The following is a 23,084-nucleotide window of genomic DNA, read 5'->3' as shown; positions in this document are numbered from 1 at the left end:
GTCCTTAACCTTTAGTCCGCACGGGCGCCCACGCCGTCAAATTGGGGAGGGCGAAGCGCTCCGACGAAGGGATGGCACACAATGTGGGTTGATGAATGGTCGCTGCAGGCCGCTTGTCGTGAGAACGAGCCTGACGAGCTCTTCGTGCGTGGAGCCGAACAGAACAAGGCCAAGATGGTCTGTTCCGGGTGCGTCGTCCGCACCGAATGCCTCGCCGAGGCGCTCGACAACCAGATCGAGTGGGGTGTCTGGGGCGGCATGACCGAGCGCGAGCGTCGTGCGCTGCTCCGCCGCAGCCCGAACGCCTCCTGGCGCGCCGTGCTCGAGGCCGCGCGCACCCGTGCCTCGGTGGAGTGACCACCCGTCCCCTACTCGAGTGGATCGCTGAAGATCTTGGTCTGAGCCAGGACGTACGTTTCGTACGTCCTGGCTCGACCCCGTTTTCAGGTGCTCAGCCTCGGGCCAGCAACCGGGCGATCTCGCGGAGCCCGTCGAGATCGTGTACGTCACCGGGCAGCGCCGGCACGACGGTGGTCGGCACCTGGGGGTGGGCCACCGCGAAGCGCTCGCGCAGCTGGTCCTGGCGCTCGACCAGGAGCGCGCGGTCGGCATGGAGTCGCAGCAGCCCGGCGGTGAGCGGCGCGTCGGGGAGACGCTCGGAGGCGGCTCCCGCAGCGGCCGCAGTGAGCGCGGCGTCGTCGGGCAGCGTGGCTCGGTTGACGACCAGGCCCTGGAGCGGCATCCGGTCACCGGAGAGCCGCTCGACGAAGTAGGCGGCCTCCCGGAGCGCGTCGGGCTCGGGGGCGGCGATGACGAGGAAGGCGGTCTCGTCGGCCTGTAGCAGTGCGTACGTCTCCTGGGCCCGTTGCCGGAAACCACCGAAGACGGTGTCGAGCGCGGTCACGAAGGTCTGCAGGTCGGTGAGCATCTGCCCGCCGAGCACCTTCTTGAGCGCGTTGGTGACGATGTTGATCCCGGCCGACATCAGCCGGACCGGCCCCTTGGCCGGGGCCAGCATCAGGCGCAGGAAGCGCCCGTCGAGGAAGCTGGAGAGGCGCTCGGGGGCGTCGAGGAAGTCCAGGGCGCTTCGGCTCGGAGGTGTGTCGACGACGATCAGGTCGTAGTCGCCGTTGCCGCCGTTGTGGGCGAAGGAGTCGCGGTAGAGCTGGCCGAGCTTCTCCATCGCCATGTATTCCTGTGTGCCCGCGAAGCTGGAGCTCAGCGCGATGTAGAACTGGTTGTTGAGGATCTGCTGCGCCTTCTCGGGGCTGGCCTGGGACTCGACCACCTCGTCGAAGGTGCGCTTCATGTCGAGCATCATCGCGTCGAGGGTGCCTGGCCCGATGCCGGGGACTGGACGAGGAGTGTTGTCGAGCTGGTCGATGCCCATCGACTGGGCCAGCCTGCGGGCGGGGTCGATCGTCAGCACGACGACCTTCCGGCCCCGCTCTGCTGCCCGGAGCGCGAGCGCCGCCGAGGTGGTCGTCTTGCCCACGCCGCCGCTGCCGCAGCAGACGATGATGTGGGTGTCGCGGTCGTCGAGCAGCCGGTCGACGTCGAGGGCCCGGGTGTGGTCGGCGTGGGCGGCCAACGGGCCGACGCGGGGACGTGCCGTCATGCGAGCCCCTGATCCTTGAGCTCGGCCGCGAGCTCGTAGAGCCCGCCGATGTCGATCCCGCCGGCGATCCGATCGAGCTCGTAGGTCGGGACCCCGAGGCCGGCGACGAGGTCGCGCTGGGCGTCCTCGAGGGCTCGGCGCTCGGCGTACTCCTTCGCCTCGAGAGTGAGGGCGGAGATCAGGGCGGGGTCGGGTTCGACGCCGGCGTGCTTGAGGTCCTCGGCGATCTTGTCGCTGTCGAGGGTGCCGGCGAGGGCGGGGGCGAGCGACTCGTCGGGGAGGTCCCGGGGGCGCACCTGGTTGACGATGACGCCGCCCACGGGGAGGCCGGCGGCGCGCAGGTCGCTGATGCCGTCGGCGGTCTCCTGGACCGGCATCTCCTCCAGCAGCGTGACCAGATGGACCACGGTGCGGCGGGAGCGGAACAGGGTCATCATGGTGTCGGCCTGGTTCTTGATCGGGCCGACCTTGGCCAGACCCGCGACCGACTCGGACACGTTGAGGAAGGTGGTGATCCGGCCGGTCGGGGGAGCGTCGAGCACGACGGCGTCGTAGGTCCGCGCGCCCTTGTTGCGGCTGTTGCGCTGGACGGCCTCGAAGAGCTTGCCGGTGAGGAGGACGTCCCTGACCCCAGGCGCGATCGTGGTCGCGAACTCGACGACGCCGAAGCGGTCGAGGGCACGGCCGGCGGGACCGAGCTTGTAGTACATCTTGAGGTATTCGAGGAGGGCTTCCTCCGGGGCGATGTGCAGCGCGTAGACGTTGCCCGGCTCGGCGTCGGCACCCGATCGCGACCGCATCCGCAGCCCGGTCGCGATGCGAGTCTCGGCGTAGGGCAGCGGGTCGACGTCGAACATCCGCGCCACCCCTTGGCGGCCCTCGACCTCACAGAGCAGGACGTTCTTCCCGTGGGAGGCCAGCCCGAGCGCGAGAGCCGCAGCCACCGTCGACTTGCCCGTGCCGCCCTTGCCGGTCACCACATGCAGCTGCACGTGGGGCCAGTCGGAACTCATGGACCTGACTTTATCCGGGCCCGGGGTGTTGTGAACCTGAGAGTGACCTATAGATCACTCTCAGGTTCACAACTCAGGGGGTGATGTTGAGGTTCTCGACGATCTTGGTGCCGAGCACGGTGTCGCCGGTGATCTCGACCTTGCTCGGGTCGCCGGAGGCACGGCCGCCGGCGAGGAGGACGTACGTCTCCCGGTCGGTGCGGAGGGTGACGGTGGGTGCGGTCGGGTCGGCCACCGGGACGCCCTTGCCCTCCTTGGTGACGGTGAACGCGTAGGGGGCGTGGCCCTCGACCTCGACGACGACCGTGGCACCAGGGGCGCCGCCGGCCTTCTTCGCGAGCACGAAGCCGACGCCTTCGAGCAGGTAGTCGGCGGTGTGGAGGGCGCCGGGGCTGTCGAGGTGGCCAGGGCGGCCGGTGGCGCGGCGGATGTCCTGCTCGTGCAGCCAGACGTCGAGCGGCCGGTTGCGGAGCAGCTTGCCGGTCGTCCACCCGAGGGCGCCGAAGATGCCGGACGCCGGCACCGCGGGGTCCTCGGGCGGGGAGGCGAGCAGCTCGTCGTGACGTACGGCGGAGTAGCGGCGGATCTCGTCGATGATGCTCGCCGGTGAGGCCTCGCGGCGGGTGAGCACGCCGATCTCGGTGAACTGGCCCATCGGCGACTTGATGTGGGCGGACTCGGGGACGGTGGCGTCCTCGCGGGGCGCGCCGGCGGTGAGGCCCTCGAGATGAGCGACATGGGAGGCGATGGCGCGTACGTCCCAGCCGGGGAGGTCGGTGGGCCGGTCCCAGTCGGGCTCGGAGAGATCCTCGAGGAGCGTGAGGAGGTCCTGGACGGAGGACCACCAGGAGTCGACGTACGTCTTCAGCTGCTCTGCGGAAGTCACGGACCTGACGATAGTGGGCCTCGCCGTCGGTTGGAAGGTCAAACCATCTCGTCGGGAGACCGGTCCACGGGTCCGCGAAGTAGGGTGCCGATATGACCAAGTGGGAGTACCAGGTAGCGCCGATCCTCAACCACGCTGCGGCGCAGATTCTCAACAACTTCGGTGCCGACGGGTGGGAGCTCGTCTCCATCCTCGACAACGGCACCGGCAACTACGTCGGCTTCTTCAAGCGGGCGGTCTCGGAGTGAGCGCGCCCGAGGAGGTCCTCGCCGAGCTCGGGCTGTCGGTGCCGGAGGTCGTTCCTCCGGTGGCGGCCTACATCCCGGCGCTTCGCACCGGCGACTACGTCTTCACGTCCGGCCAGCTGCCGATGAAGGACGGCGCGCTGCTGTCCACCGGCAAGCTCGGTGGCGAGGTCTCGCCCGAGGAGGGCGTGGCGGCCGCGCAGCAGTGCGCGCTCAACGCGCTCGCCGCGGTCAAGGCCGAGATCGGCGACCTGTCGCTGGTCAAACGGGTCGTCAAGGTGACCTGCTTCGTCGCCTCCACTCCCGACTTCACCGCCCAGCCGAGCATCGCCAACGGTGCCTCCGAGCTGCTCGGCAAGGTCTTCGGTGACGCCGGCCGCCACACGCGTTCCGCCGTCGGCGTGCCCGTTCTGCCGCTCGACGCGCCTGTCGAGGTGGAGATCATCGTCGAAGTCTGACCCTCGGATCGGGGGTAGGGCGCGGGTGTGAGCGTCGCTACAGTGACGAGCGTGCGTATCCCGATCCCTCCAGTCCGGCTTGGTGACGACATCGTGGCGTTGGCCGGGGAGTACGCCCAGGGCGTACGCACCCCGGTCGAGCCGCGCGACGCGGCGACGGTGCTCCTGCTCCGGCCGGGCTCCGGAGCTGATTCTGGCCCTGAGGTCTACCTGCTCCGCCGGCAGCTGACGATGGGGTTCGCCGCCGGGATGGCTGTCTTCCCCGGCGGCGGCGTGGACGTACGCGACGCCGAGCTGCCCGACTCCTGCTGGGCCGGGCCGTCCGCCGGTGAGTGGGCGCGCCGGCTCGGGGTCGATGAGTCCCGCGCGCGGGCGCTGGTCGCCGCGGCGGTGCGGGAGACGTTCGAAGAGTGCGGGGTCCTGCTCGCGGGGCCGTCGGGCGATGCCGTCGTCGACGACGTCTCGGGCCCGGAGTGGGAGGCGGACCGGGTCGCTCTGGAGTCGCGCTCGCTGTCGCTGACCGAGCTGCTGACCCGGCGCGGGCTGGTGCTGCGTACGGATCTGCTGGCGCCGTGGGCCGCGTGGACGACGCCCGTCTTCGAGCCGAAGCGCTTCGCGACCTGGTTCTTCGTCGCGCGGCTGCCCGAGGGGCAGGTGACGCGCGACGTGTCGAGCGAGTCCTCCTCGGTGCTCTGGCTGGGCACCGCTGATGCGGTCGCCCAGGTCGAGGCCGGCGAGCTGGCGATGATGCCGCCGACCTACCTCAACTGTCTCGAGGTCTCCTCGATCGGCTCGGAGGACGAGGTTCTCGCGGCCGCCGAGGAGCGTGAGCTGACGATGTTCACGCCGACCGTCGCGGAGGTCGACGGCGGCCACACGCTGTCGATGATGCCGCTGCACGCCTCACTCGTCGCCGGAAGGGGACGCCCATGAACGAGTCCTGGTCAGGTGGGGTCTTCGGGGAGCGCGGTCAGTGCATCCTTGCGCCCAACCCCGGCATCATGTCGCTCGACGGCACCAACACCTGGGTGCTGCGCGAGCCTGGTGCGCGCCGGTCGGTCGTGATCGACCCCGGCCCTCTCGACGAGGGGCACCTCGATGCCGTCGCGGAGGCCGCAGGCGAGGTCGCGACGGTGCTGCTGACCCATCATCACTATGACCACTCCGAGGCGGCACGGGCCTTCGCGGAGCGGGTTGGGGCAGGCGTACGCGCTCTTGATCCTGAATACCGGCTCGGAACCGAGGGGCTCGGGGACGGCGACGTCATCGAGGTCGACGGGCTGGAGATTCGCGTCGTCGGGACTCCCGGGCACACCGCGGACTCGCTGTCCTTCTGGCTGCCCGCCGACGGGGCTGTGCTGACCGGTGACACCGTCCTCGGGCGGGGGACGACCGTGGTCGCCCATCCCGACGGCGAACTGGGTGCCTATCTCGACTCGCTCGACCGCCTCCACGCCCTCGCCTCCGAGCACGGTGTCGGCAGCGTCTGGCCCGGTCATGGCCCGGTCATCGGCAACGCGCTCGGAGCTCTCGACTACTACATCTCCCACCGCCGCGAACGCCTCGGCCAGGTCGAGGAGGCTCTCTCCGGGCTCGGCACCACCCCTGCGGATGCGGATCCGCGGGCGATCGTCGAGATCGTGTACGCCGACGTCGACCAGGTCCTCTGGGGTGCCGCCGAGCTCTCGGTGAGGGCGCAATTGGCTTACCTCGCCGAGCGCTGAGGCCTACTGTTCGGCTCATGGCCATCCTGCCCGGAGTCGAGCTCCTGCTTCCCGACCCGCCCGCGTGGCGGGCCTGGCTGGAGGAGCACCATGCCGACACGCCCGCGGTCTGGCTGGTGCTGACCAAGAAGGGCGGCACGCTCACCACGTTGGCCTGGCAGACCGCGCTCGACGAAGCGCTCTGCTTCGGCTGGATCGACGGCCAGGCCCGGCGGCGCGACGAGCAGTCGTCGTTCCAGCGGTTCACCCCGCGTGGGCCGAAGAGCCGCTGGTCACTGAGGAACGTCGAGCACATCGGCCGCCTCGAGGCCGAGGGCCGGATGACCGCCGCCGGGCGGGCCGTCGTGGAGGCGGCGAAGGCGGATGGGCGGTGGGAGGCCGCGTACGCGGGTCCAGCCACCGCCGAGACCCCGCCCGACCTCCTCGCCGCGATCGCCGCGGTGCCCGAGGCGCAGGCGATGTACGACGTCCTCACATCCCAGAACCGTTTCGCCCTCTATCACCGCATCACCGCCCTGAAGACCGAGGCCGCTCGGGCGCGCAAGGTCGAGGAGTTCGTCGCCATGCTCGCCCGCCACGAGACTTTCTATCCCCAGAAGCGTCAGCCTCAGTAGCCCCGGTCATGGGCGGGGACCGGGAATTCCGATCTGAAATGCACGTCGGCCTCCTCTCACCTGCTGTTACGCCAGGTGGAAGGAGGCCGGATGCCTGTGGAAGGAGAAGGACTAACGGGCGCGGCGGGCCATGCGCTCGATGTCCATGATGACCACGCTGCGCGGCTCGAGGCGGAGCCAGCCGCGGCTGGCGAAGTCGGCCAGGGCCTTGTTGACGGTCTCGCGGGAGGCGCCGACGAGCTGGGCGAGCTCCTCCTGGGTGAGGTCGTGGTGGACGTGGACGCCGTCGTCGGCGGTGCGGCCGAAGCGGTCGGCGAGGTCGAGCAGGGCCTTCGCGACACGGCCGGGGACGTCGGAGAAGACGAGGTCGGCGACGACGTCGTTGGCCTTGCGGAGTCGGCCGGCCAGCTGGGCGAGGAGGCCGCGGGCGACGACCGGGCGGCCCTCGAGCCACTTGAGGAGGTCCTCGTGCGACAGGCTCGCGAAGGCGGAGTCGGTGACCGCGGTGACGGTGGCCGAACGGGGGCCAGGGTCGAAGAGCGAGAGCTCACCGAACATCTGGCCGGGGCCCATGATGGCGAGCAGGTTCTCGCGGCCGTCGGACGAGGTGCGGCCGAGCTTCACCTTGCCGTCGATCACGACGTACAGCTTGTCGCCGGAGTCGCCCTCGTGAAAGAGCACCTCCCCGCGGCGGAGCTTCGACTCTGCCATCGAGGCGTGCAGGGCCGTCATCGACTCGTCGTCGAGTGCGCTGAAGAGCGGTGCCTGACGGAGTACGTCGTTGTCCATTGCGGCCATTCCTCCTGGATTTTCCCCACATCCGCGGGTATTACACCGGGAATCCTATCTGTGGAACGTCTCACAAGTGCACATCCCCCACCGATAAGCGCAGAAAGTGCATGTGTTGAGCGGTGTTTGTGCTAGCAGCCTTACGGGCCGGATCGGGATTGTCGGTGCGGCCGCGTAGCCTTGCTGCGTGCCTGCCCAGAAGTTTGCGACTGAGACGCGCCTGGGTCTGGTGCGTCGTGCCCGTCGGATCGACCGCGTTCTAGGTGAGACCTACCCGGATGCGAAGGCCGAGCTCGACTTCACCAACCCGTTCGAGTGCCTGGTCGTGACCGTGCTGAGCGCGCAGACCACGGACAAGCGGGTCAACCTGGCCTCCCCCGCGCTGTTCGCGGCCTACCCGTCGGCGAAGGAGATGGCGGCGGCGCCCCGGGAGCACCTGGAGCAGCTCGTCGGGCCGCTCGGGTTCTTCCGTGCCAAGACCGAGGCGCTGCTGAAGCTGAGCGCCGTGCTGGTGGAGGAGTACGACGGCGAGGTGCCCTCACGCCTGGAGCAGCTGGTGAAGCTGCCCGGCGTCGGGCGCAAGACCGCCAACGTGGTGCTCGGCAACGCCTTCGGCAAGCCCGGGATCACCGTCGACACGCACTTCGGGCGGCTCTCGCGGCGCTTCGGTTGGACGACCGAGAAGGACCCGGTCAAGGTCGAGCACGAGGTCGGCGCGCTGTTCGAGAAGCGGGACTGGACGATGCTGTCCCACCACGTGATCTGGCACGGGCGACGGATCTGTCACGCCCAGAAGCCGGCGTGCGGTGCCTGTCCGGTCTCACAGCTGTGCCCTGCGTACGGGGAGGGGCCGACCGACCCTGACGCCGCGGCGAAGCTGGTCCGCACGGAGGGCCGCAACTGATGGTGCGTGCCCTGGGGAGACGAGCCCGGGTCGTGTCGGCTGCTGCCCTGCTGCTGGCCGTCCTGGCCGGTTGCGGCACCGACTCCTCCGACGGGGGCGGACAGTCCGGCGCGCCACTGGCCGATGAACCGTCCTCCAAGGTGAACGTCGCCACCGCGGAGATGGTCGCGGCCAAGAAGGCGTCGAAGGTGGAGGCCTGCGAGGAAGGGCCCGCGAGCGACGGCGGCCTGCCGTCGATCGTGCTGGCCTGCCTCGGCGGTGGCGAGTCCGCCGACCTCGCCTCCTTCGAGGGGCCGATGGTGATCAACCTCTTCCAGGGCTTCTGCGCGCCCTGCAAGGAGGAGATGCCTGCGCTGCAGAGCTTCTACGAGACCTACGGTGACGAGGTGCCGGTGATCGGCATCGACGTCATGGACACCGTCCCCGGGGTCGCGCTCGAAGAAGCGATCTCGCGCGGGGTGACCTTCCCGATGTACGCCGATCCAGGCGGTGAGCTGCAGGGCGGGCCGCTCACGGCGCGGGCGGTGCCGGCGACGTACGTCCTGTCCTCCTCCGGCGAGGTGGAGCTGCTGCAGATGGGCGGCATGACCAGTGCGACCCAGGTGAAGGAGCTCGTCGAGAAGAAGCTGGGGATCACGCTGTGAGCGAGCCTCAGACGTCCAACGGGACTCGGCCGGAGTGGTTCGACGAGATCGTCGAGGCCGCTCGGCAGATCCAGGGCGAGGACATCTCACAGTTCCTGCCGCCGCCCGACGGCAGCGCACGCGAGTCGGCCGTGCTGATGCTGTTCGGCGAAGGTCCCTCGGGTCCCGATCTGCTGCTGACGGAGCGCTCGCACACGATGCGTTCGCACCCCGGCCAGGTCTCGTTCCCCGGCGGCCGGCTCGATCCGGGCGAGACCGTCGAAGAGGCGGCGCTGCGGGAGGCATGGGAGGAGACGGGCCTCGACCCGGCCGGCGTCGACGTCGTCGGCCGCCTTCCGGCGCTGTGGATCCCGTTCTCGAACCATGCGGTGGTGCCGATCATCGCGTGGTGGCGAGAGCCGTCTCCGGTCACGGCCCGATCGCTCGAAGAGGTGCATGCCGTCTACCGGGTGCCGTTGTCGGATCTCATGGATCCTGCCCATCGGATCCAGGTCGGCGCGCCGGGCCGCAGTGGATGGCTGATGCCCGCGTTCTTGATCGGACCGGAGAAGGATGTCATCCTCTGGGGCTTCACAGGTGGAATCATCAGCCGCTTCTTCACCTATCTCGGGTGGATCACGGAGATTCCGGACGCGCCGATCAAGGAGTTGCCCGAATACATGTTCCAGGGACGCGAACGGAATCGGCCGTGAACTTTCTTGACTGGATCCTGATCATTCTCGTCGGGGCCTACGCGCTCTCGGGCTATTGGCAGGGCTTCATCACCGGCGCCTTCGCGACCGGCGGACTGCTGCTCGGGGGCTTCATCGGCATCTGGCTGGCACCGAAGGTGCTCGGCAGCGCGGCTCCGTCGTTGTGGGTCTCGCTCGGGGCTCTTTTCGTCGTGATCGCGTGTGCGTCCATCGGGCAGGCGGTGCTGCAATACGGTGGCGTGCGCGTGCGGGACGAGATCACCTGGCAGCCGGCTCGGATCGTCGATGCGCTCGGCGGGTCGTTGCTCAGCGCGGCGGCCGTGCTGGTGGTTGCCTGGGCTCTCGGGGTCGCGGTCTCGGGGGCACAGATCAACGGGCTCACGCCCGCGGTGCGGGGGTCGGCGATCCTGGCCAAGGTCGACTCGATCATGCCGTCGCCTGCCGACCGTGCGCTGAGCGCGTTCAACGACGTCGTCGGCACCTCGTTCTTCCCGCGCTACCTGGAGCCGTTCGCCAATGAGCGGATTGTCGAGGTCGGTCCCGGTCCGCGGCGGATGCTCACCGACCCCGATGTCGTACGCGCCGGCGAGTCGGTCCTCAAGATCCGCGGCGCCAACGAGTGCGGCAAGGGTGTCGAGGGCACCGGGTTCGTCATCGGGCGCGGCTATCTGATGACCAACGCCCACGTCGTCGCCGGCGTCGACGACCCCAACGTCATCGTCGGTGACGGAGCCAACGACGCCAAGGTCGTCCACTACGACCCCGAGATCGACATCGCGGTCCTGAAGTTCGAGGGCGGCGGCAACCTCGAGCGCCTCGAGTTCGACCGCACCGCCGGTGCCGAGGACCCGATCGCTGTCCTGGGCTATCCGCAGGACGGCCCCTTCGACGTACAGCCCGGTCGTATCCGCGCCGAGCAGCGCCTCCGCTCGCCCGACATATACGGAGTCGGCACCGTCATCCGAGACGTCTACTCCGTACGCAGCCTCATCCGCCCCGGCAACTCCGGCGGCCCCATCGTCGACTCCGAGGGTGACGTCGTCGGCGTCGTCTTCGCCGCCTCGGTCACCGACTCCGAGACCGGCTACGCCCTCACCACCGACCAGGTCATCGAGATCGCCCGCGAGGCTCGCTCCCAGACCGCTGCCGTCGACACCGGAGCCTGCGCCGGCTGACGCCCCTCGCCGAAGCGTCAGCCGCGTTGGCCGAAGCGTCAGCTACGTCGGCCGAAGTGTCACCTGCGTTGGCCGAGTTGGCAACGCGATGCCAACTCGGCCGGCGGGACTGACGCTTCGGCTCGCGCGGGTGACGCTTCGGCCGACGGGAGCGACGCTTCGATCAGAAGCGGCGGGTGGAGTAGGTCGGGGTCAGGGCGTCCTTGATCTCGCGAAGCCAGGCATCGAGCCGGTCGCCGGTGAAGTCACCCTTTCGGACGATGACGATCGTCCAGCCGTGATCGATCAGCCAACCTCGTCGCTCTTCGTCGTAGATTCGTTGGTCGGGGTCGTCGTGGTCTTCGCCGTCGTACTCGATCGCGACCTTGGCGAGTCGATAGGCGAAGTCGAGGCGGTAGGTCGGGATTCCTTCGACGTCGACCCAGACCTGCGCCTCTGGAAGAGGAAGTCCGGCATCACTGATCGCGAGCAAGGTCCAGGACTCACGCTGGGACTCGAGGCGACGATTCAGCAGCGGGACGAGCTCGCGGAGCTGGACGACACCGCGCCGACCGCGAAAGCGGGGCAGCTGCTCGTCGAGGGCGCTCCGGGTGATCCCGTGGTGTCTGGCGAACTCGTTGAGCGCAGCCATCGCCTCCCGCCTCTTCAGGTTGCAGCCGAGGTCGAGCGCGGTGCGTAGCGGTGTCGTCACCCGTACGCCTCCGATGACCGCGACGTCCTCGGGCAGGAGGTCGCGTGAGTGGCCGTCCGTGCCCGGGCGCCTCGTGCGGGCGTGACCGCGGAGGGCACACGTCTCCACGGCCGGGAGCTGTGCCATCTCGGTCTGGGTGAAGGTGTTGATGCCATGCACCCAGGCGGCGGTCCGGTCACTGATCACCTGGTGCTCGGAGACGACTTGCACGAGCGCCTCAGCGCGCTTCACCGGATCGTCCTCCGCCTGGGTGGCGAGATAGACGCCCCGGAACGGGCGACGTACGTCCCCATGGCTGATCGCCTGGGCGAGTGCGTATCTGCTGGTCGCGACCGACTCGATGTCGGACGTGGTGAAGGGTCGCTCCGGCAGCCGGCCGTCTGTCTTGACGAGTGAGAGATTCATGGCCACAGCGTGAGACACGTCGCGTACGAAGTCATCCGTCTTTTCAGAGGCTGTGGATAACTTCGGACTCGGCGTGCCCTGTGGACGGAAACCGGCCCGTCATGATGACGCCTCGGCCGACCGGAGTGACGCTTCGGCCGACGGGGGTGACGCCTCGGCGGGTGGGTCAGCGCTGGCCCTTGAGAGCCCGGGGGATCTCCTTGCCCTGGGCGATGGCCTTCTCGGGGGCCTTGACCTTCTTCACCTTGAGTACGCCGATGAAGCCGAGGAGCGCGGCTAGGAGTACGTAGAAGCCGAAGACGATGAGGAAGGACCACTGCAGGCCGAGGCCTGTCCAGTGGATGAAGTAGGCCGCGGAGACGGAGAGCATGATCACGGCGAGGACCAGCAGGAAGGCTGCGGCGGCGAAGAGACCGACGCCGACGCCGGCGTTGGTCATCGAGACCTTGAGCTCCTGTTTGGCGAGCGTGATCTCCTTGTTGACGAGCTCGGAGATGTCGCGGGTGGCGTCGACGACGAGCTTGCCGATCGTCGGGTCCTCGCCGCCCGGGGACTTCACGATGTCGACTGCCATGGGAACCCTTCGCTGAACGTGTGTTGGGGAGCGCCCACGACCTTACCGGTCCCGACCCTGATCATCCTCGAACACGTCCGGCACGCCGTCCTCGTTGGCGTCGAGAGTCTCGATCTCCTCGATGCGGCGGTAGACCCGGTTGCGTGCCCGCAGTACCACCGTCGCCAGGGCGGCGGCCAGCACGGACCCGAACAGAACGCCCACCTTCATGTGGTCGTGGGCCGCCGGATCCGAGCTGAAGGCGAGCTCGCCGATCAGCAGCGACACCGTGAACCCGATACCGGCCAGCATCGCCATCCCGATCACATCGGTCCAGGCGAGGTCGTCGTCGAGCGAGGCACGGGTGAACCGGGCCAGCAGCCAGGTCGACCCCGAGATCCCGATGGTCTTGCCGACGACGAGACCGAGGATGATGCCGAGCGTGATCGGGTCGCGAAGCGCGCTGGTCACCCCGTCCCAGCCGCCGAGGGAGACACCGGCGGCGAAGAAGGCGAAGATCGGCACCGCGACGCCGGCCGAGATCGGCCGGACCAGGTGCTCGAAGTGCTCGGCGAGCCCGCGCTTGGCTTCGGGGTTGCGGGCGATGACGGGCACGGTGAACCCGAGCAGCACCCCCGCGACGGTGGCGTGGACACCGCTGGAGTGGACGAGGGCCCAGGCGATCAGGGCGAGCGGGAGGAGCAGCCAGGGGTTGCGTACGCGGCGCTGCACGAGCACCGCGAAGAGCCCGATCGGAACGAGCGCCAGCAGCAGGAAGCCGATGTGCAGCTCGGAGGTGAAGAAGACCGCGATGACGATGATGCCGAGCAGGTCGTCGACGACGGCGAGGGTCAGCAGGAACGTACGCAGCCCCGTGGGCAGATGCGTCGAGATGACCGCCAGGATCGCGACCGCGAAGGCGATGTCGGTGGCCACCGGCGTGGCCCAGCCTGCCAGCGAGCCGTCGCCGATCAGGTTGACGGCCACGTAGACCAGCGCCGGTGCGACCATGCCGCCGACCGCGGCCGCGATCGGCAGCGCCGCTCGGCGGGGGTCGCGGAGGTCGCCGGAGACGAACTCCCGCTTGAGCTCCAGACCTGCGACGAAGAAGAAGATCGCGAGCAGGCCGTCGGCCGCCCAGGCCCCGATCGTGAGGTCGAGATGAAGGGCCTCGGGCCCGACCCGGAAGTCGCGGACCGCCTCGTACGTCTCCTGCCAGGGGCTGTTGGCCAGGATGACCGCGATGATCGCGGCGATGATCAGGAGTACGCCGCCGGTCGTCTCTGCGCGCAGGATCTCGGCCGTCCGCGAGGTCTCCAGCCAGGAGCCGCGGGTGAAGAGGCGGTTGCGGGTCTCGGTCACGGGTGGGCCTCCAGGGGCTCAGGGGTCGACGAAGTCACGCCGACCAGACTTCCCGGCACACCTGCCGACGACCCTAGCAAGCGCCGTCGTCAGAGGCGGAAGGGTGATCAGTGTGGGGCAAGATTCAATCGGAAGAACAAGGCAAACAGATTCAAACGTAGACAAAACCATCAAAATCAGAGTGAGTTGATCCACAAATGCCCCGCCCCGCACCCGGTTTCGTTGCATAGTGGTTGAGCCCGCACTGAACGGTGAGGGTCGCTCCGGTCGCGCCGAGGCCCGTCACAGCCGGAGGAGAGTCGATCCGACCAGGGTGGCGGGCACGGGGGAGCCAAGCAGCACGCCGGGAGCCAGAGACAAGGCAGGCCGGCTCGGGGTGAAGGCGTAGGCGGAACACAGGGATTCCAGCGCCCGGGCATCAGCAGCCCGAATCCGACAGGTCGACCTTCGCAGGCGTCGCTGCATCGGGGGAACCTCGAAATGATCGGATCCAGTATCCGCGCGCTGTCGCGCGCGCCCAGACGGATCAGCATCGGCCTGGCGACCGCACTCGTGGTCGGCCTCGCACTCGTCGCCGTACCCAACCAGGCGGCCACGGCCGCACCTTCACCGGGCACGAGCGCCCACACCGGCTCGCACCCGGCCTCGACCACCGCCTCCACAACGACCATCGAGAAGAAGAAGGTCAAGAAAAAGAAGAAGTCGCGGGGCATCCGGGCTCTGCGCCGCGCCAAGAGCCGCGCCGGCGCTCCGTACTCCTACGGCGGCGACGGCCCACACTCCTTCGACTGCTCAGGCCTGACCCAGTGGGTCTACAAGAAGCTCGGCCGCAAGCTGCCGCACAGCTCATCGGGCCAGGTCGGCCACACCTTCAAGGTCAAGAAGCCGCGCAAGGGCGACCTGGTCTTCTTCTACGGCAGAGGCGGCGTCTACCACGTCGGCATCTACGCCGGGAAGCACGACGGACGCCGCTGGGTCTGGCACGCACCCAACTCCGGCGAGACCGTCAAGAAGGACCCGATCTGGACCGACAGCCATTTCATCCGCCGGGTGAAGTACGGCAAGTAGGGCTCGGCGCCGTAAGACACTGCCGAGTCGGCGCATCCGACCCCTCCCGCTCGCTCCGCTTCCCGAGACACGGGGTCAGATGCGCCGACTCGGCACCACGAGTTTGCGGCTTACTCGGTCGACGTCGCCTGCCCGGCGGCGATCAGGTCCATGATCGTCTGGTCGGCCAGCGTGGTGGTGTCACCGACGCCGCGACCCTCGGCGAGGTCGCGGAGCAGCCGCCGCATGATCTTGCCGGAGCGCGTCTTGGGCAGCTCGGGCACGATCATGATCTGCCGCGGCTTCGCGATCGGGCCGATCTCCTTGCGGACGTGGTCGGAGAGCTCCTTCTCGCAGTCCTGCGGCGACCCGTCGCGCAGGATGACGTACGCCACCACGGCCTGCCCCGTGTCGGGGTCGGTCGCACCGACGACCGCGGCCTCGGCGACGTAGGAGTGCGAGACCAGTGCGGACTCGATCTCGGTTGTGGAGAGCCGGTGCCCGGACACGTTCATGACGTCGTCGACGCGGCCCAGGACCCAGACGTCGCCGTCCTCGTCCTTCTTCGCACCGTCGCCGGCGAAGTAGAACCCCTGGTCCTTGAAGCGCGCCCAGTAGGTGTCGACGTAGCGCTGGTCGTCGCCCCAGATCGTACGCAGCATCGACGGCCACGGCTGGGTGAGCACGAGGTAGCCCCCGGCGCCGTCCGGCACGGAGGCGCCGTTGTCGTCGACCACGTCGGCGCCCACACCGGGCAGCGCCTTCATCGCCGAGCCCGGCTTCCCGTGGGTGACGCCGGGGAGCGGCGAGATCATGATCGCGCCGGTCTCGGTCTGCCACCAGGTGTCCACGACGGGCACCGAGGAGCCGCCGATGACGTCGCGGTACCAGACGTAGGCCTCGGGGTTGATCGGCTCACCGACCGACCCGAGCAGGCGGACCGAGGAGAGGTCGCGGCCGTCCGGGATGGCGCGGCCCTGCTTCATGAACGTCCGGATGGCGGTCGGGGCCGTGTAGAAGAGCGTGACGCCGTACTCCTCGATGATCTGCCACCAGCGGCCCTTCTCCGGGAAGTCCGGAGTGCCCTCGTAGAGCACCTGGGTCGCGCCGTTGGCCAGCGGCCCATAGACGATGTAGGAGTGGCCGGTGATCCAGCCGATGTCGGCGGTGCACCAGTAGACGTCGGTCTCGGGCTTGAGGTCGAAGACCTCCCAGTGCGTGAACGCCGCCTGGGTGAGGTAGCCGCCGGTGGTGTGCAGGATGCCCTTCGGCTTCCCGGTCGTGCCCGAGGTGTACATCACGAAGAGCGGGTGCTCGGCGTCGTGCGCGACCGGGGCATGCTCGGTCGACGCGGTCGAGACGACGTCGCCCCACCATTTGTCGACCGAGTCGTTCCAGTCGACGTCCTGCCCGGTGCGGCGTACGACCAGCACGTTCTCGACCAGACCGGGCTGAGTCGCCTCGACCTTCGTGACCGCCTCGTCCACGGCGGGCTTGAGGGCCGAGGGCGCGCCACGGCGGTAGCCGCCGTCCGAGGTGACGATCAGCTTCGCGCCGCAGTCGACGACGCGGGTCGCGAGAGCGTCGGCGGAGAAGCCACCGAAGATGACGGTGTGGATCGCGCCGATCCGCGCACAGGCCAGCATCGCGAAGACGGCCTCGGGGATCATCGGCATGTAGATCGCCACCCGGTCGCCCTTGCCGACGCCCAGCGCCTCGAAGGCATTCGCGGCCCGGGAGACCTCGTCCTTGAGCTCGGCATAGGTGATGGTCCGCTTGTCGTCCGCTGGCTCGCCGACCCAGTGGATCGCGACCCGGTCACCGAGCCCGGCCTCGACGTGCCGGTCGACGGCGTTGTACGCCACGTTGATCTCGCCGCCCTCGAACCACTTCGCGAACGGCGGGTTGTCCCAGTTCAGGACGCGGTCGAACGGCTTGGCCCAGGTGAGCCGTTCGGCGGCGGCCGCCCAGAACGCGTCGCGGTCCGCGGCAGCGGCGTCGTACGCATCGGCCTTGACGTTGGCGGCGGCGGCAAGCTCGGCCGGGGGCTCGAACCGGCGCTTCTCGTGCAGCAGGTTGGACAGGGTCTCGTCGCTCACAGTGACTCCTACGTACGAAAAATGTGTGGCTCAAGCCACAGGGTAGTGCGGGGGAAAGAATGATGGCGGGCCGTCGTACAACACTGTGTACGACGGCCCGCCGTGAGGGATCAGTGCGTGATCGCCTTCTCCGAGCCGGCGCCGGTCAGGGCCCGCACCTCGAGCTCGACGTAACGCTCAGCGGTCTCCGGCTCCTTCGACGTCACCGTGCCCAGCCAGCCCAGGAAGAACCCGAGCGGGATGGAGATGAGCCCGGGGTTCTCCAGGGGGAACCAGGAGAAGTCGATGCCGGCCGGGAACAGCGACAGGCTGTCGCCGGTGGCCGGGTCCACCTTGCCGGAGACGACCGGCGAGAAGAAGACCAGGCCGACGCAGGAGATCAGGCCGCCGTAGATCGACCAGACCGCGCCGCGGGTGTTGAACCGCTTCCAGAACATGTTGTAGATGATCGCGGGCAGGTTCGCCGACGCGGCGACCGCGAAGGCCAGCGCCACCAGGAACGCGATGTTCAGCGACTGTGCTGGGATGGCCAACAGGATCGCGACCAGGCCGATGCCTGCCGCGGCCCAGCGCGAGACCTTCATCTCCTCCTTCTCGGTGGCCTTGCCACGCTTGATCACCGAGTTGTAGATGTCGTGGGCGACGGAGACCGAGGAGGTCAGCGTCAGACCCGCGACCACGGCGAGGATCGTGGCGAAGGCGACAGCGGCGATGAGCGCCAGCAGTACGGCGCCGCCGACGGAGCCTTCACCGCCACCGACCTCCTGGGCGAGCAGTGGTGCCGCCAGGTTGCCGGCCTTGTCCAGGGTGGACGGGTCGACCAGCGCGGCCGCACCGAAGCCCAGGACCAGGGTGAACAGGTAGAAGACGCCGATCAGGCCGATCGCCCACAGCACCGACTTGCGGGCGTCTGCCGAGGTCGGGACCGTGTAGAAGCGGATCAGGATGTGCGGCAGGCCGGCGGTGCCGAGCACCAGGGCGAGCCCGAGCGAGACGAAGTCCAGCTCGCTGGTGAAGCTCGCGCCGTACTTCAGCCCGGGCTGGAGGAAGGCGTCGCCCTTGCCCGAGGCGTCGGCGGCGGAGCCGAGCAGCTCGGAGAGGTTGAAGCCGAACTGGGCGAGCACCAGGATCACGATCAGCGCCGAGCCGGTCATCAGCAGGACGGCCTTGACGATCTGGACCCAGGTGGTGCCCTTCATCCCGCCGACGGTGACGTAGAAGATCATCAGCGCGCCGACGAACAGGATCACGATGTTCTTGACGACCTGGTCCTCGACGCCGAGCAGCAGGGCCACCAGGGCGCCCGCACCGACCATCTGGGCCAGCAGGTAGAAGATCGAGACGACGACCGTGGAGGTCGCGGCCGCCAGGCGGACCGGGCGCTGCTTCATCCGGTACGCCAGCTGGTCGGCCATCGTGTAGCGACCGGAGTTACGCAGCACCTCCGCGACCAGCAGCAGCGCCACCAGCCAGGCGACGAGGAAGCCGATCGAGTAGAGGAAACCGTCGTAGCCCGACAGCGCGATGGCGCCGGAGATGCCGAGGAACGACGCCGCCGACATGTAGTCGCCGCCGATGGCGAGACCGTTCTGGAAGCCGGAGAAGCCGCGGCCGCCGGCGTAGTAGTCGGCCGCCGTCTTCGTCTGCCGGCTCGCCCAGAAGGTGATGCCGATCGTGATCGCGACGACCGTGAGGAAGAGGACTGTGGTGAGGATCTGGCTACCGTCCATCAGAGCTGCCTCTTCTCGATCTCGTATTCCTCGTCGAGCTTCCGAGCCAGCGGGTCGAGGCGCTTGTTGGAGTAGTTGGCGTAGAGGTAGGCGATGCCGAACGTGGTCACGAACTGGAGGAGCCCGAAGACCAGCGCGACGTTGATGTTGCCGACGAGCTTGGTGTCCATGAAGTCCTCCGCCCAGTTGGAGCAGAAGACGTAGAGGAGGTACCACACCAGGAATGCCACCGTGGCCGGGAACACGAACCTCCGGTACGCCGATCGCAGAGCGCGGAACTCTGCGGTGGCGTGCAGGCTGTCGTAGACCGGGTCGTGCCGGTGGGCTTGGTCGTGCGCTTCTTGGCTCACGGTCTAACCCTTTCGTTGACGAGGCCGTCCTCCGTGGGGGTGGATGACGGACGACGTGTGATCGCAGTCACATTAGGGGTCGGCCGGACCGGTCGTCGCGGGGTAACGCGCCGTCCCTCGGTGGGCGGTGCAGTCGAGCGACGAGCGGTCGATTTCGTACGTCGAGTGGCTGGTCTACCCGCGCCGGCCGCCGCCACCGGACGTGCCGCCACCGGTCTGGGTGCCACCGCCCTCGGGCGGATGCACACACCCCGGACACGGACTGCCGCCGTCGGTCAGGTGGTGGGTCTGGCGAGCGAGGATCACGACCTCGGACAGCTGCCGCGACTCGCCCGGCATCGTCAGACCGAGGCCGTACGTCGCGTTGAACGCCATCACGTCCACGCCCGCCCGGACCGCCGCCCTCCGCGCCAGGTCGTAGGCGGCGTCGTAGAGGGCGGGCACGTCGATGGAGACCAGGCGGCTGATCGCGGGCCGGACCGACTCGCCGGCGGCCCAGCTCTGGAAGAGGTCTCGCACCCGGCCCTCCTCGACCAGCCCGCCGAGGTAGGCCTTGACGATGTGGAGGACCTCGTTGCGTCCGATGTCGGGGATGTCCAGCGTGCTGGCGACCGCGGCCGCCGCGGCGTCCGCGAACCGGCCGGACCGGGTCTCCTGCTGCGACCGGGCATGCTGTGCCTCGTCGAGCGCCGCGAACGCCTCGCTCACATCCGGATCACCGGACAGCACCGCGACCGGCGCCGGCCGTCGGTCCCCGAGGTGGAGTGTCGCCGCCTGGAACCGGCCGAGCTGACGAGCGATGGCGAGGCCGCTGTCCGATACCGGCTGTCCCGGCTCGGTGGGCGCGGCCTCGTGGACCGCCACGACGATCGGCTTCAGCTGGGCGGCGACGCGGCGGTTCGCGGTCACGTACTGGTGGATCTGCTCGTACGCCGCCTCCTCGCCCTCCGAGCGCTGAACGTGTCGCGTCTCGAGGGCGTACCGCTCCTCGACCTGCCGCTTCCAGGCTCCCTCGGAGACGGGCACCGCGGTGATGGTGAAGACCAGCGCGACCATCAGGCCGATGTTGATCCCGGCCAGCGTCCGCTTCCCGGTGTCGAGCACGCCGAGGACCGGTAGCCGGACCTCCCCGAAGCGCTGCGGCCACCGCAGCACGAGGAAGCTGCTCACGGCGATCGCGGTGTAGGCGGTCAGCCAGTACGCCCAGTGCACCGCGGTCAGCGACTGCGCCCTCTCCAGCACGGCACGGGTCGCCGTGACCTGGGTCGGGGAGAGCGAGAGGACGCCGGCCAGCCAGACCAGCGCCAGCGACAGCAGCAGACCGAGCTGGACCGACCAGACGATGTCGGCCGCGGCACGCACCGTGACCCGTCGCGACGTGCGCATCGCCCGCCAGCCGCACCAGGAGAGCCACGCCATGATGAGCAGGAGCATCGGCGCGACGTACGTCGCGGAGAGCAGGTTGCCGAAGACGAGCTGCTCGCCCATCAGGGTGGCGACGGCGACGCCGCCGAGGTTCGCCCACTCGCCGAACCGCCGGCGGGCCAGGAACACGGACCAGCCCCCGAAGCCCGCGATCAGGCAGGCGGGGAGGAAGCGGTCGGGCCACCACCAGAGCAGGGCTGTCATGACTGTCGTCCAGGCCAGGACGACGAGCGTCGCGCGCCCGAACCTCCGGTGTCGCCACCACCCGACCGCAGGGGCGACCGCGACCGTGTGGACGACCAGGAGCGCCACTCCGACGAGCAGTCCGAGAAGGAGCCCGCCGAAGGCGCCGAGCACTCCCGCGAGTGCTGTCAGCGCCACGTCTGCGAAGCCGTCGACCTCACGTCCGCCGGCCGCATGCCAGACGCCCAGCAGGCCACCGGCAGCTGTCACGTACAGACCCAGGTCGGCGCCGACGTCCGAACTCTCATCCATCGCCGGCTCCCGGATCGACGCGAAGGACCTAGGCATGCCCAGGAACGGTCCGTCAGACTAGCGAGGCACGCGTCGGCGCGTGCGCGTTTCGGCCAGATGCACGACTTTCGGGCCCCGCGCCCCTGGGATCCACTGGGCGTACGTGGAGCCACTCGCTGCCGGGCCGCACTCGTTGGAGGTCAGCGGTGGTGACGGTCACGGTTGGACCACGTCGGTTAGGGCGGAGATCACTGCCTCTTGACCTCTGCCGCTGCCCGCGGCCGGCGCTAGGCCGATGACGTCTGCGGCCGGCGGTCGGGGGACGCGAGCGTGGGCTCAGGGGTGTGGAGGCGTACGAGAAGTCTGGTCGTGTGGGCGGGGATGCGGGCAGAGGTGGTGAGGCTGACGAGGATCATGACGGCGAAGGAGAGCGGCACCGCCCACAGCGCCGGCTGGGTGAGCGCGACATCCGCCCACGTGCCCGTACGCGATCCACTGATCGTGAACACCACGGCCGACCCCGTGGTGACCAGGCCTGTGACCAGCCCGGTGGCGGCGCCGTAGGCGGTCAGCCGGCGCCACCAGATGCCGAGCAGGAGCAAGGGGCAGAAGGTGGCTGCCGCGAGCGCGAAGGCCAAGGCGACCCCGCGGGCGACCCCGACGCTGGGGGTCAGCAGGGCGCCGGCGACCGGGACGAAGACGGCGACCAGGGAGGCGATCCGGAAGGCGGCGACGCCGCCGAAGCGGCTGCCCCGGCGGCGCAGCAGGGGGACGACCACGTCCTGGGAGAGCACGCCGGAGACGGCGATCGCCAGGCCCGACGACGTCGAGAGGAAGGCCGCGAACGCGCCCGCGCAGACCAGTCCGGTGAGGGCGTCACCCGCCCAGCCGGGGACCATCAGCCCGGGCAGCTCGAGCACCAGGGTGTCGGCGGAGGCGGGGGTGGCTCCGTACACGCGCCCGAGGAGGCCGAGGATCGGTGGCAGCAGGTAGAAGACGCCGAGGAGGGCGAGCACGACCAGGGTCGTGCGGCGGGCGGCGCGGCCGTCGGGGTTGGTGTAGAAGCGGACGCCCACGTGCGGCAGGCCCATCGTGCCGAGGAACGTCGCCGCGATCAGCGAGTAGGTGGCGTAGAGGCCGGTCGTGGTGTCGGTGCCGATGGGCAGCGACCAGGCCTGGCTGAGGTCGGCGCGGGGCGCGCCGTCGTTGGCCCAGACCGCGACCAGCACCCCGACGGGCACCAGCAGCGCGGTCAGCTTGAGCCAGTACTGGAAGGCCTGCACGAACGTGATCGAGCGCATCCCGCCCGAGAAGACGCTGACCAGCACGACCGTCCCGACGAGCACCGGTCCCACCCAGCGAGGTGCGCTCGCGACCAGCTCCAGGGTCAGCCCGGCGCCCTGCAGCTGGGGCAGCAGATAGAGCCAGCCGATGCTCACGACCAGCAGCGAGCAGAGCCGCCGCACGCCGCGTGAGGCGAGCCGCTCCTCGGCGAAGTCGGGCAGTGTGTAGGCACCTGACCTGCGCAAAGGGGCCGCGACCAGGGTCAGCAGCACGAGATAGCCGGCGGTCCAGCCGATCGGATACCAGAGCATCTCCGCGCCCGAGGTGAACACCAGCCCGGCGACGCCCAGGAAGGAGGCGGCCGAGAGATACTCCCCACCGATCGCGCTCGCGTTGAGGCCGGGGCGTACCGACCGGGAGGCGACGTAGAAGTCGCTCGTGGTCCGGCTGAACCGCAGCCCCCAGGTGCCGATGGTCAGCGTCGCCAGGGTGACCAGCGTGACCGCGACGATCGCCGGGGCGGAGTCGAAGGTCATGGCGTCTCGTCGTCCGAGCGGAGCAGGTCGGCATAGCTGGCCTCGTTGCGCTCCGCTCCGCGCAGGTACCAGCGGCCGAGGAGGAACAGGAACGGGTAGACCAGCACCCCGAGGAGCAGCCAGGGGAGCGGGACGCCGAACGGCGCGGCGCGGACCAGGCCCGGAGCCAGCCAGAACAGCAGCGGGAGCGAGCCGACGCCGAGGAGGAGCACCACCAGGGTGCGTACGGCGATCGAGAGCTGGGCGCGCATCAGCGAGCCGAGGTAGACCTCGCCGAGGCGGGTGTCCTCGTCGACGTCGACCCGGCGGACGGCCGGGCGTCGCCGGGGCGGTCCGGTGACGCGTACGCGTTGCGGTTCGGTCATG

24 protein-coding genes are annotated in these 23,084 nt (G+C 69.3%); 11 read left to right on the top strand and 13 right to left on the bottom strand.

Features of this window, described 5'->3' with window-relative positions:
- Positions 1-81: 81 nt before the first annotated feature.
- A complete protein-coding gene (locus BLT25_RS06025) occupies positions 82-357 on the top strand; it encodes a WhiB family transcriptional regulator (RefSeq protein ID WP_045548985.1) in 276 nt (91 codons plus the stop codon).
- 94 nt (positions 358-451) lie between these two features.
- Here the strand turns inward: BLT25_RS06025 and BLT25_RS06020 are convergent, their stop codons facing one another.
- From BLT25_RS06020 to BLT25_RS06010, 3 genes are all read right to left on the bottom strand, one after another.
- Positions 452-1,618, bottom strand: coding sequence for an ArsA family ATPase (locus BLT25_RS06020; RefSeq protein ID WP_091043224.1), 1,167 nt, complete (start codon positions 1,616-1,618; stop codon positions 452-454).
- Positions 1,615-2,631, bottom strand: a complete 1,017-nt coding sequence (locus tag BLT25_RS06015) for an ATPase BagA (RefSeq protein WP_091043221.1) — start codon at positions 2,629-2,631, stop codon at positions 1,615-1,617. Before BLT25_RS06015 ends, BLT25_RS06020 begins: the two co-directional genes overlap by 4 nt.
- 73 nt (positions 2,632-2,704) lie before the next feature.
- Positions 2,705-3,517, bottom strand: a complete 813-nt coding sequence (locus tag BLT25_RS06010; RefSeq protein WP_091043219.1) for a maleylpyruvate isomerase family mycothiol-dependent enzyme — start codon at positions 3,515-3,517, stop codon at positions 2,705-2,707.
- 92 nt (positions 3,518-3,609) lie between these two features.
- Here BLT25_RS06010 and BLT25_RS29395 point away from each other — a divergent pair, with 92 nt between their 5' ends.
- Genes BLT25_RS29395 through BLT25_RS05990 form a run of 5 tightly spaced genes read left to right on the top strand, consistent with a single transcriptional unit; the run spans position 3,610 to position 6,558 of the window.
- Positions 3,610-3,765: a Sp36 family protein gene (locus BLT25_RS29395; RefSeq protein WP_141791386.1), complete on the top strand. Its 156-nt coding sequence runs from the start codon at positions 3,610-3,612 to the stop codon at positions 3,763-3,765.
- Positions 3,762-4,220 (top strand): RidA family protein, encoded by a 459-nt coding sequence (locus BLT25_RS06005; RefSeq protein WP_091043216.1) that lies wholly within the window; start codon positions 3,762-3,764, stop codon positions 4,218-4,220. Before BLT25_RS29395 ends, BLT25_RS06005 begins: the two co-directional genes overlap by 4 nt.
- Positions 4,221-4,271: 51 nt before the next feature.
- On the top strand, positions 4,272-5,153 hold the full coding sequence (locus BLT25_RS06000; protein ID WP_091043214.1) for an NUDIX hydrolase: 882 nt from the start codon (positions 4,272-4,274) through the stop codon (positions 5,151-5,153).
- Positions 5,150-5,944 carry an MBL fold metallo-hydrolase gene (locus tag BLT25_RS05995; protein WP_091043211.1) on the top strand — a complete coding sequence of 265 codons (795 nt, stop codon included), beginning with the start codon at positions 5,150-5,152 and terminating at the stop codon, positions 5,942-5,944. Before BLT25_RS06000 ends, BLT25_RS05995 begins: the two co-directional genes overlap by 4 nt.
- 17 nt (positions 5,945-5,961) lie before the next feature.
- Positions 5,962-6,558, top strand: coding sequence for a YdeI/OmpD-associated family protein (locus BLT25_RS05990; RefSeq protein WP_091043208.1), 597 nt, complete (start codon positions 5,962-5,964; stop codon positions 6,556-6,558).
- 111 nt (positions 6,559-6,669) lie between these two features.
- On the opposite strand, the gene BLT25_RS05985 is transcribed toward BLT25_RS05990, so the two are convergent.
- A complete protein-coding gene (locus BLT25_RS05985) occupies positions 6,670-7,347 on the bottom strand; it encodes a Crp/Fnr family transcriptional regulator (protein ID WP_008356269.1) in 678 nt (225 codons plus the stop codon).
- Positions 7,348-7,534: 187 nt separating this feature from the next.
- Between BLT25_RS05985 and nth the strand changes: the two genes are divergently transcribed.
- From nth to BLT25_RS05965, 4 genes are read left to right on the top strand one after another with little or no spacing between them, the layout of a single operon-like run.
- On the top strand, positions 7,535-8,251 hold the full coding sequence (gene nth, locus BLT25_RS05980) for an endonuclease III (RefSeq protein WP_091043206.1): 717 nt from the start codon (positions 7,535-7,537) through the stop codon (positions 8,249-8,251).
- Positions 8,252-8,283: 32 nt separating this feature from the next.
- Positions 8,284-8,895 carry a TlpA family protein disulfide reductase gene (locus BLT25_RS05975; RefSeq protein ID WP_176883650.1) on the top strand — a complete coding sequence of 204 codons (612 nt, stop codon included), beginning with the start codon at positions 8,284-8,286 and terminating at the stop codon, positions 8,893-8,895.
- Positions 8,892-9,587 carry an NUDIX hydrolase gene (locus BLT25_RS05970; protein ID WP_091043202.1) on the top strand — a complete coding sequence of 232 codons (696 nt, stop codon included), beginning with the start codon at positions 8,892-8,894 and terminating at the stop codon, positions 9,585-9,587. The genes BLT25_RS05975 and BLT25_RS05970 overlap by 4 nt, the downstream gene beginning before the upstream one ends.
- Positions 9,584-10,762 carry a MarP family serine protease gene (locus BLT25_RS05965; RefSeq protein WP_091043199.1) on the top strand — a complete coding sequence of 393 codons (1,179 nt, stop codon included), beginning with the start codon at positions 9,584-9,586 and terminating at the stop codon, positions 10,760-10,762. The genes BLT25_RS05970 and BLT25_RS05965 overlap by 4 nt, the downstream gene beginning before the upstream one ends.
- 163 nt (positions 10,763-10,925) lie before the next feature.
- Here the strand turns inward: BLT25_RS05965 and BLT25_RS05960 are convergent, their stop codons facing one another.
- The 3 genes from BLT25_RS05960 to nhaA form a co-directional block, all read right to left on the bottom strand.
- The gene (locus tag BLT25_RS05960) at positions 10,926-11,858 is read right to left on the bottom strand and encodes a type IV toxin-antitoxin system AbiEi family antitoxin domain-containing protein (RefSeq protein ID WP_091043197.1); all 933 of its coding nucleotides are present in this window, start codon (positions 11,856-11,858) and stop codon (positions 10,926-10,928) included.
- A gap of 166 nt (positions 11,859-12,024) precedes the next feature.
- Complete coding sequence (locus BLT25_RS05955; protein WP_091043194.1) at positions 12,025-12,432, bottom strand: phage holin family protein; 408 nt, start codon at positions 12,430-12,432, stop codon at positions 12,025-12,027.
- A gap of 42 nt (positions 12,433-12,474) precedes the next feature.
- Positions 12,475-13,773 carry a Na+/H+ antiporter NhaA gene (nhaA, locus tag BLT25_RS05950; protein ID WP_091043191.1) on the bottom strand — a complete coding sequence of 433 codons (1,299 nt, stop codon included), beginning with the start codon at positions 13,771-13,773 and terminating at the stop codon, positions 12,475-12,477.
- 480 nt (positions 13,774-14,253) lie between these two features.
- On the opposite strand from nhaA, the gene BLT25_RS05945 reads away from it, so the two are divergent.
- Positions 14,254-14,841, top strand: a complete 588-nt coding sequence (locus BLT25_RS05945) for a C40 family peptidase (protein ID WP_091043190.1) — start codon at positions 14,254-14,256, stop codon at positions 14,839-14,841.
- Between the two features lie 110 nt (positions 14,842-14,951).
- Here BLT25_RS05945 and acs read toward each other — a convergent pair whose 3' ends face one another.
- The 6 genes from acs to BLT25_RS05915 all read right to left on the bottom strand — a co-directional run bounded on the left by acs (position 14,952) and on the right by BLT25_RS05915 (position 23,083).
- Positions 14,952-16,919, bottom strand: coding sequence for an acetate--CoA ligase (gene acs / locus BLT25_RS05940; RefSeq protein WP_091043187.1), 1,968 nt, complete (start codon positions 16,917-16,919; stop codon positions 14,952-14,954).
- A gap of 110 nt (positions 16,920-17,029) precedes the next feature.
- Entirely contained in the window at positions 17,030-18,649 is a 1,620-nt protein-coding gene (locus BLT25_RS05935) for a solute symporter family protein (RefSeq protein WP_091043185.1), read from the bottom strand.
- Positions 18,649-18,999, bottom strand: coding sequence for a DUF485 domain-containing protein (locus BLT25_RS05930; RefSeq protein WP_091043182.1), 351 nt, complete (start codon positions 18,997-18,999; stop codon positions 18,649-18,651). The genes BLT25_RS05935 and BLT25_RS05930 overlap by 1 nt, the downstream gene beginning before the upstream one ends.
- Before the next feature lie 174 nt (positions 19,000-19,173).
- A complete protein-coding gene (locus BLT25_RS05925; protein ID WP_091043179.1) occupies positions 19,174-20,919 on the bottom strand; it encodes a hypothetical protein in 1,746 nt (581 codons plus the stop codon).
- Between the two features lie 266 nt (positions 20,920-21,185).
- Positions 21,186-22,718 (bottom strand): sodium/solute symporter, encoded by a 1,533-nt coding sequence (locus BLT25_RS05920; protein ID WP_091043176.1) that lies wholly within the window; start codon positions 22,716-22,718, stop codon positions 21,186-21,188.
- Positions 22,715-23,083: a hypothetical protein gene (locus BLT25_RS05915; protein WP_091043174.1), complete on the bottom strand. Its 369-nt coding sequence runs from the start codon at positions 23,081-23,083 to the stop codon at positions 22,715-22,717. Before BLT25_RS05915 ends, BLT25_RS05920 begins: the two co-directional genes overlap by 4 nt.
- Position 23,084: the final 1 nt, after the last annotated feature.

This window comes from Nocardioides sp. YR527, from assembly GCF_900101045.1.
GTDB lineage: Bacteria > Actinomycetota > Actinomycetes > Propionibacteriales > Nocardioidaceae > Nocardioides.
The sequence above is the reverse complement of the archived record's forward strand: the minus strand, read 5'-3'. Positions and strand labels throughout refer to the sequence as shown.

Bases quoted from the DNA above. Each gene is read 5' to 3' on its own strand.
- BLT25_RS06025 (WP_045548985.1), top strand. From the start codon at position 82: ATGTGGGTTGATGAATGGTCGCTGCAGGCCGCTTGTCGTGAGAACGAG.
- BLT25_RS06020 (WP_091043224.1), bottom strand. From the start codon at position 1,618: ATGACGGCACGTCCCCGCGTCGGCCCGTTGGCCGCCCACGCCGACCAC.
- BLT25_RS06015 (WP_091043221.1), bottom strand. From the start codon at position 2,631: ATGAGTTCCGACTGGCCCCACGTGCAGCTGCATGTGGTGACCGGCAAG.
- BLT25_RS29395 (WP_141791386.1), top strand. From the start codon at position 3,610: ATGACCAAGTGGGAGTACCAGGTAGCGCCGATCCTCAACCACGCTGCG.
- BLT25_RS05995 (WP_091043211.1), top strand. From the start codon at position 5,150: ATGAACGAGTCCTGGTCAGGTGGGGTCTTCGGGGAGCGCGGTCAGTGC.
- BLT25_RS05990 (WP_091043208.1), top strand. From the start codon at position 5,962: ATGGCCATCCTGCCCGGAGTCGAGCTCCTGCTTCCCGACCCGCCCGCG.
- BLT25_RS05985 (WP_008356269.1), bottom strand. From the start codon at position 7,347: ATGGACAACGACGTACTCCGTCAGGCACCGCTCTTCAGCGCACTCGAC.
- BLT25_RS05960 (WP_091043197.1), bottom strand. From the start codon at position 11,858: ATGAATCTCTCACTCGTCAAGACAGACGGCCGGCTGCCGGAGCGACCC.
- BLT25_RS05955 (WP_091043194.1), bottom strand. From the start codon at position 12,432: ATGGCAGTCGACATCGTGAAGTCCCCGGGCGGCGAGGACCCGACGATC.
- BLT25_RS05945 (WP_091043190.1), top strand. From the start codon at position 14,254: ATGATCGGATCCAGTATCCGCGCGCTGTCGCGCGCGCCCAGACGGATC.
- BLT25_RS05935 (WP_091043185.1), bottom strand. From the start codon at position 18,649: ATGGACGGTAGCCAGATCCTCACCACAGTCCTCTTCCTCACGGTCGTC.
- BLT25_RS05925 (WP_091043179.1), bottom strand. From the start codon at position 20,919: ATGGATGAGAGTTCGGACGTCGGCGCCGACCTGGGTCTGTACGTGACA.
- BLT25_RS05920 (WP_091043176.1), bottom strand. From the start codon at position 22,718: ATGACCTTCGACTCCGCCCCGGCGATCGTCGCGGTCACGCTGGTCACC.
- BLT25_RS05915 (WP_091043174.1), bottom strand. From the start codon at position 23,083: ATGACCGAACCGCAACGCGTACGCGTCACCGGACCGCCCCGGCGACGC.